17 protein-coding genes are annotated in these 17307 nt (G+C 46.6%); 11 read left to right on the top strand and 6 right to left on the bottom strand.

Going from position 1 to position 17307, the window contains the following annotated elements; translation table 11 throughout:
* Positions 1 to 333: 333 nt before the first annotated feature.
* Entirely contained in the window at positions 334 to 1113 is a 780-nt protein-coding gene (locus tag ADIS_RS11300; RefSeq protein WP_010854635.1) for a glycosyltransferase family 2 protein, read from the top strand.
* 17 nt (positions 1114 to 1130) lie between these two features.
* Here ADIS_RS11300 and ADIS_RS11295 read toward each other — a convergent pair whose 3' ends face one another.
* Together ADIS_RS11295 and ADIS_RS11290 are read right to left on the bottom strand one after the other, a co-directional pair.
* Entirely contained in the window at positions 1131 to 1838 is a 708-nt protein-coding gene (locus tag ADIS_RS11295; protein ID WP_010854634.1) for a glycosyltransferase, read from the bottom strand.
* Positions 1839 to 1922: 84 nt separating this feature from the next.
* Entirely contained in the window at positions 1923 to 3125 is a 1203-nt protein-coding gene (locus tag ADIS_RS11290; RefSeq protein WP_010854633.1) for a pyridoxal phosphate-dependent aminotransferase, read from the bottom strand.
* A 190-nt stretch (positions 3126 to 3315) separates the two neighbouring features.
* Between ADIS_RS11290 and ADIS_RS11285 the strand changes: the two genes are divergently transcribed.
* A complete protein-coding gene (locus ADIS_RS11285; RefSeq protein WP_010854632.1) occupies positions 3316 to 4185 on the top strand; it encodes a toxin-antitoxin system YwqK family antitoxin in 870 nt (289 codons plus the stop codon).
* Here ADIS_RS11285 and ADIS_RS11280 read toward each other — a convergent pair.
* The gene (locus ADIS_RS11280) at positions 4182 to 4538 is read right to left on the bottom strand and encodes a YraN family protein (RefSeq protein ID WP_010854631.1); all 357 of its coding nucleotides are present in this window, start codon (positions 4536 to 4538) and stop codon (positions 4182 to 4184) included. The two genes, ADIS_RS11285 and ADIS_RS11280, sit on opposite strands and share 4 nt — an antisense overlap.
* 119 nt (positions 4539 to 4657) lie before the next feature.
* Between ADIS_RS11280 and lipB the strand changes: the two genes are divergently transcribed.
* From lipB to ADIS_RS11250, 6 genes are all read left to right on the top strand, one after another.
* A complete protein-coding gene (gene lipB, locus ADIS_RS11275) occupies positions 4658 to 5395 on the top strand; it encodes a lipoyl(octanoyl) transferase LipB (protein WP_010854630.1) in 738 nt (245 codons plus the stop codon).
* 193 nt (positions 5396 to 5588) lie between these two features.
* Positions 5589 to 5990, top strand: a complete 402-nt coding sequence (locus tag ADIS_RS11270) for a hypothetical protein (RefSeq protein ID WP_010854629.1) — start codon at positions 5589 to 5591, stop codon at positions 5988 to 5990.
* 10 nt (positions 5991 to 6000) lie between these two features.
* Positions 6001 to 6744 (top strand): 3'-5' exonuclease, encoded by a 744-nt coding sequence (locus ADIS_RS11265; protein WP_010854628.1) that lies wholly within the window; start codon positions 6001 to 6003, stop codon positions 6742 to 6744.
* Positions 6745 to 6797: 53 nt separating this feature from the next.
* Entirely contained in the window at positions 6798 to 8963 is a 2166-nt protein-coding gene (rnr, locus tag ADIS_RS11260) for a ribonuclease R (RefSeq protein ID WP_035805679.1), read from the top strand.
* 1 nt (position 8964) lies between these two features.
* Positions 8965 to 9951 carry a polyprenyl synthetase family protein gene (locus ADIS_RS11255; RefSeq protein ID WP_010854626.1) on the top strand — a complete coding sequence of 329 codons (987 nt, stop codon included), beginning with the start codon at positions 8965 to 8967 and terminating at the stop codon, positions 9949 to 9951.
* Positions 9952 to 9963: 12 nt separating this feature from the next.
* The gene (locus ADIS_RS11250; protein ID WP_010854625.1) at positions 9964 to 10593 is read left to right on the top strand and encodes a rhomboid family intramembrane serine protease; all 630 of its coding nucleotides are present in this window, start codon (positions 9964 to 9966) and stop codon (positions 10591 to 10593) included.
* A 35-nt stretch (positions 10594 to 10628) separates the two neighbouring features.
* Here the strand turns inward: ADIS_RS11250 and ADIS_RS11245 are convergent, their stop codons facing one another.
* The 3 genes from ADIS_RS11245 to rplU all read right to left on the bottom strand — a co-directional run bounded on the left by ADIS_RS11245 (position 10629) and on the right by rplU (position 11776).
* A complete protein-coding gene (locus ADIS_RS11245) occupies positions 10629 to 10937 on the bottom strand; it encodes an HPF/RaiA family ribosome-associated protein (protein ID WP_010854624.1) in 309 nt (102 codons plus the stop codon).
* Between the two features lie 220 nt (positions 10938 to 11157).
* The gene (gene rpmA / locus ADIS_RS11240; RefSeq protein ID WP_035805674.1) at positions 11158 to 11418 is read right to left on the bottom strand and encodes a 50S ribosomal protein L27; all 261 of its coding nucleotides are present in this window, start codon (positions 11416 to 11418) and stop codon (positions 11158 to 11160) included.
* A gap of 46 nt (positions 11419 to 11464) precedes the next feature.
* Complete coding sequence (rplU, locus tag ADIS_RS11235) at positions 11465 to 11776, bottom strand: 50S ribosomal protein L21 (protein WP_010854622.1); 312 nt, start codon at positions 11774 to 11776, stop codon at positions 11465 to 11467.
* Between the two features lie 591 nt (positions 11777 to 12367).
* On the opposite strand from rplU, the gene ADIS_RS11230 reads away from it, so the two are divergent.
* From ADIS_RS11230 to ADIS_RS11210, 3 genes are all read left to right on the top strand, one after another.
* Positions 12368 to 13351, top strand: coding sequence for a ribonucleotide-diphosphate reductase subunit beta (locus ADIS_RS11230; protein ID WP_010854619.1), 984 nt, complete (start codon positions 12368 to 12370; stop codon positions 13349 to 13351).
* A gap of 24 nt (positions 13352 to 13375) precedes the next feature.
* Complete coding sequence (locus ADIS_RS11225; protein WP_010854618.1) at positions 13376 to 15766, top strand: ribonucleoside-diphosphate reductase subunit alpha; 2391 nt, start codon at positions 13376 to 13378, stop codon at positions 15764 to 15766.
* A gap of 442 nt (positions 15767 to 16208) precedes the next feature.
* Positions 16209 to 17303 carry an efflux RND transporter periplasmic adaptor subunit gene (locus ADIS_RS11210; protein ID WP_010854615.1) on the top strand — a complete coding sequence of 365 codons (1095 nt, stop codon included), beginning with the start codon at positions 16209 to 16211 and terminating at the stop codon, positions 17301 to 17303.
* The last annotated feature ends 4 nt before the right edge of the window (positions 17304 to 17307 follow it).

Below are 17307 nucleotides of genomic sequence, written 5' to 3'. Positions count from 1 at the left end.
TTGATCTAAAGGATGTAGGATCAGCAAAGAATTGTTGATTTTCGGGAATGATGTATACACACGTATTTCGTTACCAGTTATACTTACTATATAATTGAATATGAATAAATTAAAGCAATATGCGCCTTATGGAATACAAAGGCCAATATGTAAATGGGGTGGATTCAGGCACTGATTTTTTGATTTATTGGGGGGTGATTTTTTCAAAACCCAAATTGAAAAGTCAATCTTTATTTTGTAATATTACAGCAGGCAGGGGTATCTTTTTTGGATTGGGAGGTCGCTGGGCCAAATGAAGAGAAGATTGATTACTTTTGGGCAACGTTTTTCTAAATGGAAAATCAACCGCTTGTAAGCATCATCACCCCGGTATATAACCAAGAGCTGTTTCTGCCTGAGACGGTACAGTCTGTCCTTGCAGTACGATACCCCAATTTGGAATGGATTATGGTAGACGATGGGTCGGTTGATCAGTCTCCGCAAATTGCGCAGCAACTTGCCGAATCGTATCCGTGGGTTCGGTTTTTCAGGCAGCCCAACGCGGGGCCCGCAGCCGCGAGAAACATGGCAATACGCCAGGCCAGCGGCACCTACATTCTGCCATTGGATGCAGATGACCTCATTTCACCCGATTACATCTCGAAAGCAGTGGGCATCCTGGAACAGCGATCGGATGTCAAAGTGGTGTATTGTGAGGCAGAGAAATTTGGAGCAAAATCAGGTCTATGGAAATTAAAGCCGTTCAGTAGGAAAGAGCTGGCCAAGGGGAACATGATTTTTGTTTCGGCAATGTACCGAAGGAAGGATTGGGAACTGACCGGTGGCTATGCAGAGGAAATGACGTGGGGATTTGAGGACTGGGAGTTTTGGATTTCGATGTTGAAAAACGAAGGGGAGGTCGTAAAGCTACCCATTAAGGGGTTCTTCTATCGCATCCGTCCCGGTTCCAGACGAAAGTCGGTGGATCAAGGCGGCAGGCAGTTGACGTATCAGTTTATAAATCGGAAGCATGCCGACTTTATATACAAGTATCTGAATGGACCGATACGAAAAAGCAAAACATGGTCTAAGCTTATCAATACTTTCTACAAATGGATGGGAATCAAGCTGTAGTAGGGGTCTGCATGTCTTCAGATTTTGTCCCTTCCCTTAAAAAACTTGTTGAGGTAATACCTAATCGGGTTCGTATACTTTAGCTTCTTCCAAGGTCGGCTGCCATGTGGGCGATGCAGGACTCGGGTGTCCATCAATACAAAGTTTTCAAAACCCAGTTCGATGGATTTTTTTGAGATATGGGTGTCAAACCAATCTTTGGAAGTATCCAAATTTGAGAAGTCATAGGCCTGTAAAAAACGATTGCTCAGCAATGTGCAGCAGAAGCTTAAACTTCGTTTGGTATTGATCAGCGGGGCTTTTTCCCCTTTAAATTTCAGGTAGGGAAAGTTCACGGTATCCTGCTCATCCACGGTGACGGCTCCTATCATTCCGGCGTTCGGATGTTGATCACCGAAAGTAAGCAGGTTTTGTAAGGTGTCTTTTTTTACGGTCACATCTGATTCCACAATAATCAACGCCAGGCCATGGTCTAGGGCGTATTTTTGGGCATGTTGAAGGACCGTTTTGTAGTTGGGGGAAGGAGTATCGGTCAGGTCTCGCAGATGAAAGAGCTGGAAATCATGGGATGGTGCCATCTTGCTAAGTCCTGCTTCGGTTTCGGGAGAACTGTAGTCGTTGTACACCCGATACGCCAAGTTCACGGTAGAAGACCGGATCGCTTGGATGGTTTCCTTGGTGGCCTCGAGGGCGTCTTTTACCGGTGTTATTACTAGAGCGGGCATAGCGAGTGGTGAAATAAAAACCGTTTGCACCGGTGATTTTGATGTCCAAATACACGGTGCAAACGGTGGGGTTGACTGGAATGATTACTGCAACTTAGCCACTGCTTCCTTGATGTTTGCCAATGCCTGCTTCAGTTCTTCCTCTGAGGCGGCGTAGGACAGGCGCACACAATTTGGCGCACCAAAGGCCTCCCCTGTCACCAGCGAAACATGGGCGTCATTCAATATATACAAGCAAAAATCATCGGCAGTGTTGATGGTCATGTCACCGGATTTTTTGCCAAAAAAAGCGGTTACGTCTGGGAAGAAATAAAAGGCACCCTCCGGTACGTGGGTTTTGATCCCCGGGATTTCGCGTAGCAGTTCGAGCACTAAATCCCTTCGCTTCAGGTAGGCGGCTTCCATCTCTTTGGTAGGAGTTTGGTCACCGACGATCCCCGCCAATGCAGCCCGTTGGGCAATTCCTGTGCCGCCGGAAGTAAACTGCCCTTGGAGTTTTTCGCAGGCTTTGGCGATAGCTACCGGCGCACAGATATATCCTACCCTCCAGCCTGTCATGGCATATCCTTTGGAGAATCCGTTCACGGTGATGGTTCGCTCAAACATGCCCGGGAAGGAGGCGATGCTGGCGTGGGATCCAGTGAAATTGATTTTTTCATAGATCTCATCGGCTATCACGACGATGTCGTCACGTTTCTTCACGACCTCGGCAATCGCTTCCAATTCTTCTTTGCTAAACACAGAACCGGTTGGATTGCAGGGCGAGGAATAGATCACGGCTTTGGTTTTGTCCGTGATGGCTTCCTCCAACTGCTGGGCAGTGGCCTTGAAGTTGTTTTCTAAGGTACCTTCGATCAACACCGGTACTCCGCCGGCCAATTTGATGATTTCCGAGTAGGAAACCCAGTAGGGGGAAAAGATAATCACCTCATCACCTTCGTTGATGATACACATAAAAATATTGGCGATGGAGTGCTTTGCACCGGTGGATACGACGATGTTTTCGGCCTTTGCCGCGGTTATACCATTTTCCTGCCTAAGTTTACCGGCGATGGCTTCGCGTAGGTCTTGGTACCCGGCTACCGGAGGATACGAGAAGTACTTTCCCTCGTCGATGGCATCTTTGGCAGCTTGTTGGATATGGGCGGGGGTTTTAAAATCAGGCTCTCCCAAACTCAAGCTGATGATGTTGATGCCCTGACTTTTGAGCTCCCTGGCTTTTTTTGCCATGGCCAGGGTAGCAGATTCCTCCATGGCATTGATGCGATCCGATAAAATAGCGTTCATGAATGTGTCGAAAGTTTTAAATGACAGCCTATTCCAGGCTGATAACTAGGTTTATTTGTTGGATAAAGTATTATCGGTATATTCACAGATCCGAAGATTGTGGGGCAAAATTAAGGATATTGCCTTTGAATTCTAAACCTTTACGGTAAATTGATCAGATATATTTAACCCGTAAAATATCCAATCGGCGATGTACGTTATCTATCAGATGCAAAGAAAATGGGGCATACTGTTGGTGCTGATTTTGAGCCAAATGACGCCTGTATGGGCGCAGGAGGAAGGAGTAGTTGATCCCGATTCTTCCGGTGTCGTTAGCAACCGTATGTTGCCAACCTCAACTCCCATTCTGCTTTTCTCGGATCGGGATGAAGAAGTCAAGGAGAAGAAAAAGCAGGCCAAGAAGAAGGAAAGGAAGAACTTTTATTTCGGGGAGAGAACCAGCCGAAACGTAATCCGTACGAGTTTCCGAGACCAGACGACGGTGCAATTGTTCAACACGACACAGCGTAACCAAAAGGTAGATGCGTACATTCGGGACATTTATTGGTACGATTCCCGAGCCAAAGCCATCAAAAACCGGAATTTTGATCCCTCCAGGGGGTACCTGTTACACGGACCCTATGAAAAGCGGATCAACGATGTGGTGGTGGAGAGTGGGATGTACTACTACGGTACCAAACATGGCAGGTGGATGACGTTTGACGGCAAGAGTGTACTTGTGGATAAGTCCTATTTCTACCAGGGTTGGCCAAGGGAGTCCCGCATCACCTACTACAACAGGGAACAAAAAGCAATAGAGCGCTTGACACCCATCGAATATGACTTGGAGGAGGGTAATTATTACCATTTTTTTCCAGGGGGCCAGGTAGCGGTGATCGGGGAGTACCGCTATGGAGAACGGGTGGGACTGTGGACCGAGTTTTGGGAGAGTAAGGGAGATAGTTTGGTAAGAAAGCGGGAAATACAGTATCAGCCAACACCTTTTATGAGGAACTTCCGGCCTTTTATTCGGGCAGAGTGGGATAAAGAGGGAAATTTGATCTATCGAAATGACGGCTAATAGAAGGCGTCCTCAAAATGCTTGAAGGCAATGCGGCCGTTACGGTCCCGGTATACACCTACGATATCGAAGCGGATGTCCCGGTGCCAGTCTTTTTCGTGGATGTAATGATCCGCAGCGCGGATAATCAGTTGACGTTTTCTGTAATCCACAAATTCCTCTGCATACCCATAGCCTGTTCCGCTTCGGAATTTCACCTCCACGAATACCAGTATGCCCCGATGGACAAGGATTAGATCGATTTCGGCGTGTTTGTGCCTGTAGTTAGCTTCTACAAACTCATAGCCTTTACCTTCTAGCCATTCTTTGGCCAGCTGTTCGGCTTCCGTTCCCTTTTCTAGATGCTCGGCCATAAGACACGGGGGTTCTTTTTAAAAAAAGGCCGGCTTTACTACCTTTAGAGCTTCGTGCCGGGCGTTCAGAACTAACCCGGGTACCGAAGCGTTACAGTTTCAATGCAAAACCGGAACCAGTGAACCAAAATAAGAATAAAGCGGTAAATTTCATTGATTTAGGTCTTAAAGATTACAAGGAGACCTGGGATTTTCAAGAGCGTCTTTTTTCGCAGACGGTGGATACAAAGATCCAAAACCGGTCGCTTGCCGACGAAAAACAGGCCATTACCTCAAATTTCCTCCTTTTTGTGGAGCACCCCCATGTGTACACGCTTGGGAAAAGTGGGGACAATGGGCACTTATTACTGGACGAGGAGGGACTGAAACACCATCAAGCTGTTTTTTACAAAATCAACCGCGGTGGGGATATTACCTATCATGGGCCGGGGCAATTGGTTGGTTACCCAATCTTGGACTTGGACAACTTTTTTACCGATATCCATAAGTACCTGCGTTTTCTCGAAGAGGCCGTTATTCGAACCCTTGCAGAATATGGCGTAGCGGCGGGAAGAATTGACGGGCTGACGGGCGTGTGGCTGGATCATGAGAAGCAGTTGAACCCTCGCAAGATCTGTGCGCTGGGCGTTAAGTCCAGTAGGTGGGTGACGATGCATGGCTTTGCATTTAATGTGAATGCCGACATCCATTACTTCCAACATATTGTTCCCTGTGGCATCCCTGATAAGGCGGTCACCTCGCTACATCTTGAGCTGGGAAGACCCGTGGATATGGCCGAAGTGAAGGAAAAAATGAAAAGGCACCTATCCGAGCTGTTTGATATGCGGTTGGAGGTAGGTTTCGGTTTGGAGGACTAGGGCCTCAAGATGAGGGGTGGGTACCCTGACGGCCCGCGTTGAAAAGAGTCTGAGCCCGCCAAAGGTGAATAGGTGCGACGAAATCGACACACAGTTAGACGATTAAAAAGGGAAGAATTCCGGCGAGAAATCAGGGCAGGCAACCCAATAAGCCGGGATATGTTCTGGCCTTTAAAAATCAAAGAATAATCGAATGAAGAAAGACATTACCTTCCATCCGGTGACCGGTGTAAAGATGGCCATTGCCAGGCAGCAAATGGATGCAGGCGAAGACTGGTCGGTCTACCTGATAAACAAGAACCTGATTTCCTTGCAGACCGTGATGGTTACTTCCAAGGGCTACGGACACTTGGATGGTGAAAAGAAGCAAACTTCTGTACTTAGGCACCTTATCGAAGAGCTGGAGCCGGTTTCGATTGCCAAGGTAGAAGCGATACAGCCCAGCCTCTTTGCATTGACAAATGAGTTTTGGGTGAGTTACTATATCATGGATCAAATTTTCGACAAAAAATTTATATTTGTACAGGGCAGTATGGAATCGGCAAATATCCGATACATTCCAGAACTGGACCTGTATGGAGTCCTTCACGTTTAACCAAGTACAGATGGCGAATTTTTTTCAAGACCTTCAGGATATTCTCTTTTTGGACATCGAGACCGCGTCGGCCACGTCCACTTGGGAGGAGCTCCCCCTGCGACTTCAGGATGAATGGAGCCGCAAGATGGCACAGCAGGCTTCCGCTGAAGATAGCAATCCGTCGGATCTTTATTTTCGCCGGGCGGGGATTTATGCGGAGTTTGGGAAGGTAATATGTGTAGGTGTCGGTTTTTTTCATTATTCGACCGAGGAAAATGAGCTGGTCTACCGTACCAAGAGTTTCGCCGAGGAAACCGAGCATGATACGCTCTACGCTTTTCGCGAGCTGTTGGAAAGAAGGAACTGGATCCTTTGTGGCCATAATAGCAAAGAGTTCGATTTTCCCTACCTATGTCGGCGTATGCTGATTAATCGGATTCCGCTGCCTTCGGTTCTGGATATTGCAGGGAAGAAGCCTTGGGAAATCCGGCATATGGACACGATGGAAATGTGGAAATTCGGAGATTACAAGCATTACACGCGGTTGGAACTGCTGGCCGCAGTATTCAACATTCCCACTTCAAAAGAGGGCATTGACGGGAGCGCCGTTAACGAAGTGTATTATCAGGTTGGGGATTTGTCAAGTATCCGTCGCTACTGTATTCGTGACGTAGAAGTTACGGCCCGTTTGTACCTGGCCTATCAAGGACTTCCAGGCGACCTGGAGTTTCGGGTACTCAATTTGGATGAGGAGGTAAAAGATAAACCCTAAAGGAGCTTTATTGTATGGTATTATCCTTTACCTTTAATGTTTGAGAGATTATTATGGGAAGAAAGTCAGGAAGAAATAATAAAGATAAAAATAGAGGGTCCCGCCGCGGATCAAACCCTTCTCAGTTGAAAAGAACGGTTTTGAATTTTTTGGAAAATCATTTTGGAGAGGAATTTTCTGAGCGTCAGCTAAGCAAACAGCTGAAGTTGCGAGTGGCCAAAGAGAAACAAGACCTATCGGATGTACTGCTGGAGCTTTTAAGTGCAGGGAAGGTCTCCAAAAACGCAAGAAACGCCTTTAGTACTACCGCAGACCCTGAGTTTGTCGAAGGTGAGGTCGACTATGTAAATGCCCGTTTTGCCTTTGTCATTCCAAAATCGATGACCAAAGCAGAGGATGATATCCTTGTGAGAGAAAAGGATTTAAAAAATGCACTGGATGGGGATACTGTCCGGGTCATGGTTTTCCCGGGTCGTGCCCATAACGGAAGGCGCGAGGGAAAGGTATTGGAAATTCTGTCCCGTTGTAGGGACGAGTTTGTGGGAAGGGTGGAAATCTCTCCAAGGTACGCCTTCGTGGTGCCGGATTTTAAGAAAATGCACCGCGACATTTTTGTGAAGAAGTCAGATCTTCTGGGTGCCCAGCATAATCAAAAAGTTGTGGTGAAGCTCACCGAATGGAATGAGCAGGATAAAAACCCTACCGGCGCAATAGTACGGATTCTCGGCACGGCGGGAGAGCACGAAGTGGAGATACACTCGATCATGGCGGAATTTGGATTGCCCTTTGACTACCCGGAGGAAGCGGAGGCGGAGGCGGATCAAATTGCGGAAGCCATCGGAGCGGATGAGATAAAGGGAAGAAGGGATTTTCGGGGGGTTCCTACCTTTACCATAGATCCTGCCGACGCCAAAGATTTTGATGATGCGATTTCGTACCGTAAGCTGGATAATGGAAATTACGAGGTGGGTGTTCATATTGCTGATGTGACGCATTACGTCAGGCCAAATACGTTGCTGGAGCGGGAAGCCTATCACCGGGCTACCTCCGTTTATCTGGTAGACCGCACCATCCCTATGCTGCCCGAGCGTCTCAGCAATGGACTTTGCTCGCTGAGGCCCAACGAGGACAAGTTGACCTTTTCCTGCGTATTTGAGATTACGGAGGATGCCGCGGTGCTGGATTTTTGGATTGGCCGTACCGTCATCCACTCCGACAGGAGGTTTGCCTATGAGGAAGCGCAGGAAAACATCGATCAACAAAGTGGTGATTTTTATGGGGAACTGACCCTACTGAACGGTCTCGCCAAGAAGCTACGGGCGGAACGGTTTAAAAAAGGGGCCATTAATTTTGAAACGGTAGAGGTAAAGTTCAAGCTTGATGATAAGGGAAAACCGCTGGGACTTATCATCAAGGAACGGAAGGATATTCATAAGATGATCGAGGAATTTATGCTTTTGGCCAACCGTACCGTTGCCGAGTTTATCTTCAATCGAAACAAAGGTAAGGACACCTTTGTTTACCGGATTCATGACTACCCTGACCTCGAAAAGCTCACTACCTTTGCCGGCTTCGCCCGCAAGTTTGGCCATGAGCTCAGTATCACAGATGAACGTACCGTTTCAAAAACACTCAATAAGTTGATGGACGATATTGTCGGCAAGCCAGAGCAGAATGTCCTGGAGCAGTTGGCTATACGCAGCATGGCCAAGGCCAAATATACAACCGAACCTAAGCTTCACTTTGGCTTGGCCTTCAAGCATTATACCCATTTCACCTCGCCGATCCGTAGGTATCCGGATATGATGGTGCATCGCCTGCTGCAGCACTATCTCGACGGTGGCAAGAACATGGAAAATCAGTCTTGGGAGGAGAAATGCACCCATTCCTCCGAGCGGGAAAAACGTGCTTCGGATGCAGAGCGTGCATCAATTAAATACAAGCAGGTAGAGTTTATGCAGTTGGCTGAGGTCAAAGATTATGACGGCATCGTAACGGGAGTCACTGAGTGGGGCGTGTACGTGGAAATCACCGAGACCAAATGCGAGGGAATGGTAAGACTCCAGGATATTAAAGATGACTATTACGATTTTGACGAGCGAAACATGCGATTGGTGGGATCAAAAAACAAGCGGATCATAACTTTGGGGGACAAGGTATCTGTAAGGGTATTGAAAACCGACATTGATAGAAGAACGATTGACCTCGAATTTGTATAACATGGCGAATAACCAACCATTAGTAGGTATTCAGGAAGGCTTAGAGCAGTTTATTCAACAATACACCTTCGGTAAGGAACCAAAGGAACTGTACGAACCCATCGATTACCTGATGGGACTTGGAGGCAAGCGGATACGTCCCTTGTTGACACTTTTGGCTTATAGGCTGTATAAATCCGATTATCAGCAGATTTTCTCCCAAGCGTCTTCCGTGGAAGTATTCCACAATTTCACGTTGATGCACGATGATATTATGGACGAGGCACCACTTAGAAGGGGCATGCCCACCGTTCATGAAAAGTGGAATGCCAATACGGCCATCCTCTCGGGGGACGTGATGTTGGTAAAGGCCTACGAGATGCTGCTGGACACCCCTCAGGAACTTCTGCGTGATGCCCTGAGGATATTTAGCCGGACGGCAGCAGAAGTATGTGAGGGACAACAGTTGGATATGAATTTCGAACAGTTGGGAACGGTGTCAGAGGAGGCTTATTTGAACATGATCCGACTCAAGACTGCGGTACTGCTCGGCTTTGCCCTACAGTTGGGGGGGCTGCTCGCCGAGGCTCCGGCAGAGGAACTAGAGAAGTTGTATGCATTTGGGGTAAATGTTGGCATAGGGTTCCAACTCAAGGACGATTTACTGGACGTGTATGCCGATAAGGCGAAATTCGGGAAGCAAGTGGGGGGTGATATCATTGCAAATAAGAAGACCTACTTGTTGATCAAGGCATTGGAGCTTGCGGATGGGGCAGTGAAAGATGAGCTTGCTGAATGGATCCGTCAAGAGACTGTGGACAAAGAGGCAAAGGTAAAAGGAGTGACACGTATATACGACTTGATCGGAATCAGACAGCTTACCGAGAATAAGATCAAAGCCTGTTTTGATAGTGGATTTGAGCAGTTGAATGGCTTGCGGGTGGCCGATCCGACCGCTCTTTCGCTGTTAAGGCAGGTTGTGGAAGACCTGATTAATCGCGAAAAATAAAAAGTAGAATCCATGGACGTATCCCTTACGATTGTTCTTATTGGCATTACCTGCTTGGCATCCTATTATGCCTGGAACACGCCCGACTTTATGGAATCAAGTATGTTTACACCTTACCGGGTGAAGCATAGAGGGGAGTACGGTCGTTTTTTGCTATCGGGTTTTATCCACAAGGATGGAATGCACCTGCTTTTCAATATGTTTACTTTTTATTTCTTTGGGGAGTTTGTGGAGCAATTTCTGGCCTACATGTATGGGGTAGGAGTCGGTGCAGTTGTTTTTGTGGGGTTTTACCTGGCAGCTATTGTGGTTTCGGATATACCTACCTTTTGGAGGCACAAGGATAATCCGCACTATCATGCGTTGGGTGCGTCTGGGGGCACGGCCGCGATGGTATTTGCTTGTATCATGTTAAGCCCGTTGGCGAAAATCTGTATTTTCGGAATTTTTTGCCTTCCGGGGTTTATTCTGGGAAGCCTCTTTCTGATGTATTCCGTATACAAAGGGAAACGAGGGGACGACCATATCAACCACGATGCACACCTATACGGTGCCGTTTTTGGCATCTTGTTTATTCTGCTGATGTGGCCGAGTCAAGCACTCTTTTTTTGGGAGGAAATAAAAAGCTTCCGGCTTTTTTAAACCGGAAGCTGTTGGAATCGAAAAGGATCGGAGATTTATTTGTTCTTCTGAAGCTGCCTAACCAGTTTGTCTACGGCGTCTTTTAGCATGGGGACCCAGTTTTCTCCACGTACTTCGGCAAACACATCCGGCCCCGGGATACCCACTCTAAATCCCAAGATCCGTTCGGTGGTGTGGCCTTGTCCTTCGGTTTTGAAGTAGATGTCAGCCGCATTGATATTGGGAGTAAAGCGGGATAGCTTATCAATGGATGCCCTGATTTCTTCTTGTACAGCTTGGCTGATGTCAAAGCTTACCGCCTGAACATCGATTTTGATTCCTTTATAATTCTCCGTGTAGTTCATATAGTTTAAATGGATGATTGAATAATCTTATTGTAACTGCATGCGAGTCCCCAAATTGGGGCTGGCAATCGGCGAAGACTCTTAGCCCCGCACTATAACTAAGTCGAGTTTTCTTCGAAAATCGGTATTTTACTATCACACAGTTCCAAATGGGCAGCGGATCGCAAAAAAAGCCTGTGTTTCGCACAGGCTTTTGATATTTCTCAAATTTCTTCTTGTGTTATGCCTCTGCTGGAAGTACAGAAACATACGATTTTCCGTCGTATCTTTTTCGGAAGCTAACCTTGCCATCCACCAATGCAAACAGCGTGTGGTCTTTTCCCAACCCGACGTTTTCACCTGGATGGTGCTTTGTGCCTCTTTGCCTGATGATGATGTTTCCGGCGATAACGGCCTCGCCACCAAATTTCTTCACACCCAGACGTTTGCTATGCGATTCTCTTCCGTTTCTGGAACTACCGACACCTTTCTTGTGAGCCATGATTTTATCTAGTTTAGGTTAATTGATTACCCAACTCCCTTAAGGATTACAGGGTGATGCCTTCGATTTGAATTTTAGTGTACTGCTGTCGGTGACCGTTTTTCTTTTTGTAACCTTTTCTTCGTTTTTTCTTGAAGACGATTACTTTGTCACCCTTTACGTGGGCCAATACTTTGGCCAATACTTTGGCGCCTGCCAACAAGGGCGCGCCTACCGATACGGTACCGTTGTCTTCTGCCAACAGAACCTCATCGAACTCCACGGAAGCGTCAACATCTGCAGCCATTTTTGGGGCATAAATCTGTTGATCTTTTGTTACTTTGAACTGCTTACCGGATATGTTAACTATTGCGTACATAAACTGGTTGAATAATACGATTTGTAAAATTGAGGTGCAAATATAGGTACCTTTTGAGAACAAAAAAATAAATTACTGATATTTAGTACAAAGCATTGGGTCTTGCCATGCTGGTTTGATGGGAAATTTTCAATATTGAAAGTCTAAAAACCGCTGTTTTTTGGTATACCGGGCAGTATTTTTCCTTGTTTATCGCGCTTGATCTTAGGGAGAGGTTGCCAAACCCTCTGATCTGACTAATGGTCAAAAAAATGTGGATTTTTTATGTGGAAAACTTTTTCAAATTTTTATCAGTTATTTTAACCCTGTCAGAATACAGTTTAGAAATTAAATTAAAATAGCATAAAAACATCATAAAAATCATATAATCAGATAAATATAATTAAATGAATAATGGTCAAAAAAACGATTATGGCTACGGGAATGCGCTTTGTTTTGTCCGCAAAGTTGGTCATATTTGTTAAGGTGTTGGGTTGCCCTCTTCGCAACCTTCACTGAATTAACCTAATTAGCATGAGAAGTAAGTTTGGCTGAGACGGTTGGCATGAGGGATTTGGATAGCATAAACGACAATGTAAAAAAATTGATAAAATGAGCGTAGAACCGATTTTAGAACAAGGCGACAACAGCAGATTTGTATTATTCCCCATACAACATGATGATATATGGGAGTTTTATAAGAAGGCCGAGGCCAGTTTTTGGACAGCCGAGGAGATCGATCTGGGGCAGGATCTAAGTGATTGGAAAGACCTTAATGATGGAGAGCGACACTTTATTTCCCATGTATTGGCGTTTTTTGCGGCAAGCGATGGCATTGTGAACGAAAACCTGGCAGAACATTTTGTCTCCGAAGTACAGTACACAGAAGCCAAGTTTTTTTATGGGTTCCAAATTGCGATGGAAAACATCCATAGTGAGACCTACAGCCTGTTGATCGATACCTATATCAAGAATCCGGATGAGAGGGACAAGCTGTTCAATGCAATCGAGCACCTGGATTGTGTGCGAAAGAAAGCCGAATGGGCACTTCGTTGGATTGATCAGGGCAGCTTTCACGAGCGGCTGATTGCCTTTGCGGCTGTGGAGGGAATCTTCTTTTCAGGTTCTTTCTGCTCGATTTTCTGGTTAAAGAAGCGTGGTTTGATGCCCGGTCTTACCTTCTCAAATGAGCTAATATCACGGGATGAGGGCCTTCATTGTGATTTTGCTTGTCACCTATACAATAACCACGTGGTGAACAAACTGTCGGTGGAGAAGATTACGTCGATCATTAAAGACGCCGTAGAGATTGAGAAGGAATTCGTGACCGATGCGCTACCCGTACGACTGATTGGCATGAACGCCGAACTGATGTGTAAATACATCGAATTCGTAGCGGACAGGCTGTTGAGCGAACTGGGATGCCCAAAAGTTTGGAACAGCACCAATCCATTTGATTTTATGGATATGATCTCCCTACAGGGCAAAACCAATTTCTTTGAGAAACGAGTGGGTGACTACCAGAAAGCCGGCGTTATGAAAAACAAGGAAGTTTCCTCCTCTACCAGTAAGTTTTCTGTTGAAGAGGATTTTTAAATAACAAATAAACCATCAAGCAGCATGTTAGTAATCAAGAGAGACGGACGCAGGGAATCGGTTAGGTTTGACAAGATAACCGCTAGGATTGAGAATTTGTGCTATGGGTTGGATGCTAGGTACATTCACCCAATAGAAATTGCCAAGAAGGTTATAGATGGCTTGTACGACGGTGTTACGACCACGGAATTGGATAATCTGGCCGCCGAGGTGTGTGCCTCGCTTACCGTCAAGCATCCCGATTACGCCATTTTGGCTGCGAGGATAGCCATTTCCAACCTACATAAGACCACGAGTCAGTCGTTTTCAAACACCATGAAGCGACTTTACACCTACATCAACCCGATTACCAATGAAAATGCCGCATTGATAGCACCGGATGTGTATGGCGTGGTTAAGAAACATGCTGCCAGACTCGATGAAGTGATCGATTACGATCGGGACTTCGATTACGACTATTTTGGATTCAAGACATTGGAACGCAGCTACCTGATCAAATTGGATGGGAAAGTGGTAGAGCGGCCGCAGCATATGCTAATGCGTGTAGCTATCGGAATTCACAAGGAGGACTTGGAAGCAGCTATAGAAACCTACCACCTGCTTTCCCAAAAGTGGTTTACGCATGCCACGCCTACGCTATTTAATGCAGGTACGCCAAAGCCCCAGCTTTCCTCTTGTTTCCTTTTGACCATGAAGGATGACAGCATCGATGGTATTTATGACACCCTGAAGCAATGTGCGAAGATCTCCCAGTCTGCGGGTGGGATCGGTCTTTCCATCCACAATGTACGCGCAAAGGGTTCCTACATTCGGGGTACCAATGGGAAATCCAACGGGATCGTTCCCATGCTGCGTAATTTTGACATGACAGCCCGCTACGTAGATCAGGGTGGAGGCAAGCGAAAAGGTAGCTTTGCCGTGTATTTGGAGCCTTGGCACGCTGATATTAAAGACTTCCTGGATTTGAAGAAAAACCACGGGAAGGAAGAGCTCAGAGCCAGGGATCTTTTCTATGCGCTATGGATTTCCGACCTTTTCATGAAACGGGTAGAAGCCAACGAGGACTGGTCACTATTCTGCCCCAACGAAGCCCCTGGATTAGCTGACTGCCACGGAGCGGAGTTTGAGCGCCTGTACGAGAAATATGAAAAAGAAGGCAGGGCCAGAGAGACCATTAAAGCGCAGGAGCTGTGGTTTGAAGTCTTGGAATCGCAGATTGAGACCGGAACTCCCTACCTGCTTTATAAAGATGCGGCCAACGCCAAGTCAAATCAGAAGAACCTCGGGACGATCAAGTCATCTAACCTCTGTACTGAAATCCTGGAATACACCTCCCCGGACGAGGTGGCCGTTTGCAACTTGGCCTCCCTAGCGCTGCCGAAGTTTGTAGTAGAAGGTAAAGATGGTAAAAAGTATTTTGATCATCGTAGGCTATATGAGGTGACCAAGGTAGCCACCCGAAACCTGAACAAGGTGATCGATGTCAATTATTATCCGGTAGAAGAGGCCAGGAGATCCAATTTCCGCCACCGACCAATTGGTCTGGGTGTACAGGGGCTGGCCGATGCGTTTATCATGCTGCGTATGCCCTTTGACTCTCCCGAGGCAAAGGGGCTAAATGAAGATATCTTCGAAACCATCTACTATGCGGCGATGGAGACCTCCATGGAGTTGGCAAAAATACAGGGCACCTACGAAACCTATGAAGGTTCTCCGGTATCCCAAGGACAGTTTCAGTTCGACCTTTGGGGCGTGACGCCTAAATCGGGACGATGGGACTGGAGCGAACTCAAGTCAAAAGTGAAGAAATACGGCGTTCGCAACTCATTGTTGGTAGCTCCGATGCCGACGGCTTCTACCTCCCAGATTTTGGGCAACAACGAATGTTTTGAGCCATACACCTCCAACATATATACCCGTCGCACGCTATCCGGTGAGTTCATTGTCGTTAATAAACACCTGTTGAAGGATCTTATTCAAAATGGGCTATGGAATGAAAGCATGAAAAACCGGATTATTGCTGCCAACGGATCCATTCAGAACATTCCGGGAATTCCCCAAAACCTCAAGGATCTTTACAAAACGGTATGGGAGATCTCACAAAAAGTGATCATTGATATGGCCGCAGACCGTGGGGCCTATATTTGCCAGTCGCAGAGCATGAACCTATTCTTGCAGGAGCCAAACTTTGGCAAGCTGACTTCCATGCATTTTTATTCTTGGAAGAAGGGGTTGAAGACAGGCATTTACTACCTGCGGTCCAAGGCTGCCACCAGTGCGATTCAGTTCACAGTGGATAAGGCCCAACTTGAAGCGGCAAACGAGGTCCAAGGAGAGGCTGCCAAAAAGCAGAACCAAGAAGCCATTGCCTGTTCGTTGGACAATCCGGAAGGATGTGAAATGTGCGGTAGTTAACGAATTGGTTTTACCATAGCGACTTTAAAAAAGCCATCTGTGAAAACGGGTGGCTTTTTTTCGGTCTGTTTTGCTGGCTATCAAGTGGAATGTGTTGAAGGGCGCCAGACCAACGGTTGGACAAAATTTTCTGAACCCAAGCTGATAGGGTAGTAGGAAAAATTTGCGGTTTGGTAGCTGTATATCCCCGCCGATGCAAATGGAAAAATTCCGCCATTGGAAAGATCAATTGACCTTCCGTGTTTATTTGATGTAAACATCGATGGAATTAGGTTACTTTTACACCGACTCTATCCCAATCTACGGTATCTACTACCATCAATGGATTATTCGGAACGCTGGTAAAATTTTGTGCCTTTTGGCTGCCAGTATAAGCCTGAAATCTACTACCTCTTTGTGAATTATAATTAAATTGCTTTGCTTTAATCATTGACCAACCATAATGAAGAAACAAACTAAGCTTGTTGTCATCGTGATCACTGTTTTGGTGATCGGGATCACATTTTTTTATCCGCGTATGGATACTTTTTTGACAAAAAAGGAGTCAGCTGAGTCCGCAGGAGGTGCAGCTTCGCAGCAGCGATCCGGCGGCGGTCAGGGACTGCCCGTCAACGTAATTGAAGCCCGGTACGAGACTTTTGAAAATAGTTTGAACGTGACGGGAACCCTGATTCCCAACGAGATGGTCAACCTACGTCCAGAGGTGGCAGGACTCGTTACCCGCATCGATTTTCGTGAGGGAGAATTTGTAAAAAAGGGAACTCCCTTGGTTTATTTGAGAGATGATGAACTACGTGCGCAGTTCGATCGGCTGAATTATACCAAAAAGCTCTACGAAAGCCAGGAGAATCGCCAGAAGCAGCTGCTTGAGCGGGAAGCTATATCGCAGGAAGAATACGATATCGCACTAAACCAGTTTAATACCAACCTGGCAGACCTCCGCTTAATAGAAGCTCAATTGGACAAAACGGTAATTGTGGCACCCTTTGACGGGGTTTTGGGTTTGCGGGAGGTTTCCGTCGGAGGTGTTATTGGATCCGCTGATATCATTACCACCATTGTAAACATTGATCCCATCAAGATCGAGTTCTCTATTCCTGAGCGGTATGCCAATGAGGTTAAAGTAGGATCCCCGGTGTATTTTCGTTCCAATGTATCTACCGAAGAAGCAGTGGCACGGGTGTACGCGATAGAGCCGAACATTGATATCAATACCCGTACGCTTAAAATCAGGGCCGAAAGCCCGAACAAGAACAGGACTTTTTTACCGGGCATGTTTGCTCGGGTAAGGTTGGTGTTGAACGTAGAGGATAATGCCATATTGGTGCCCTCCGAGTCGGTGATCCCGGAATTGTCCGGGTATAAGGTGATAGTTGTTAACGACGGGAAAGCAGAGTCGAGGGTAGTGACCATCGGCAAGCGTACGGATCGGTCAGTGCAACTATTGAGTGGGGTCAAGCCTGGCGAACAGGTGTTGACTACCGGAATTTTGCAAGCCAGGGAGGGGATGCCCCTTCAAGTCACACAAATTAACTGATAGC

The sequence above is a fragment of the Lunatimonas lonarensis genome, from assembly GCF_000390185.1.
GTDB classification, from domain to species: Bacteria; Bacteroidota; Bacteroidia; order Cytophagales; family Cyclobacteriaceae; genus Lunatimonas; species Lunatimonas lonarensis.
The sequence above is the reverse complement of the archived record's forward strand: the minus strand, read 5'-3'. Positions and strand labels throughout refer to the sequence as shown.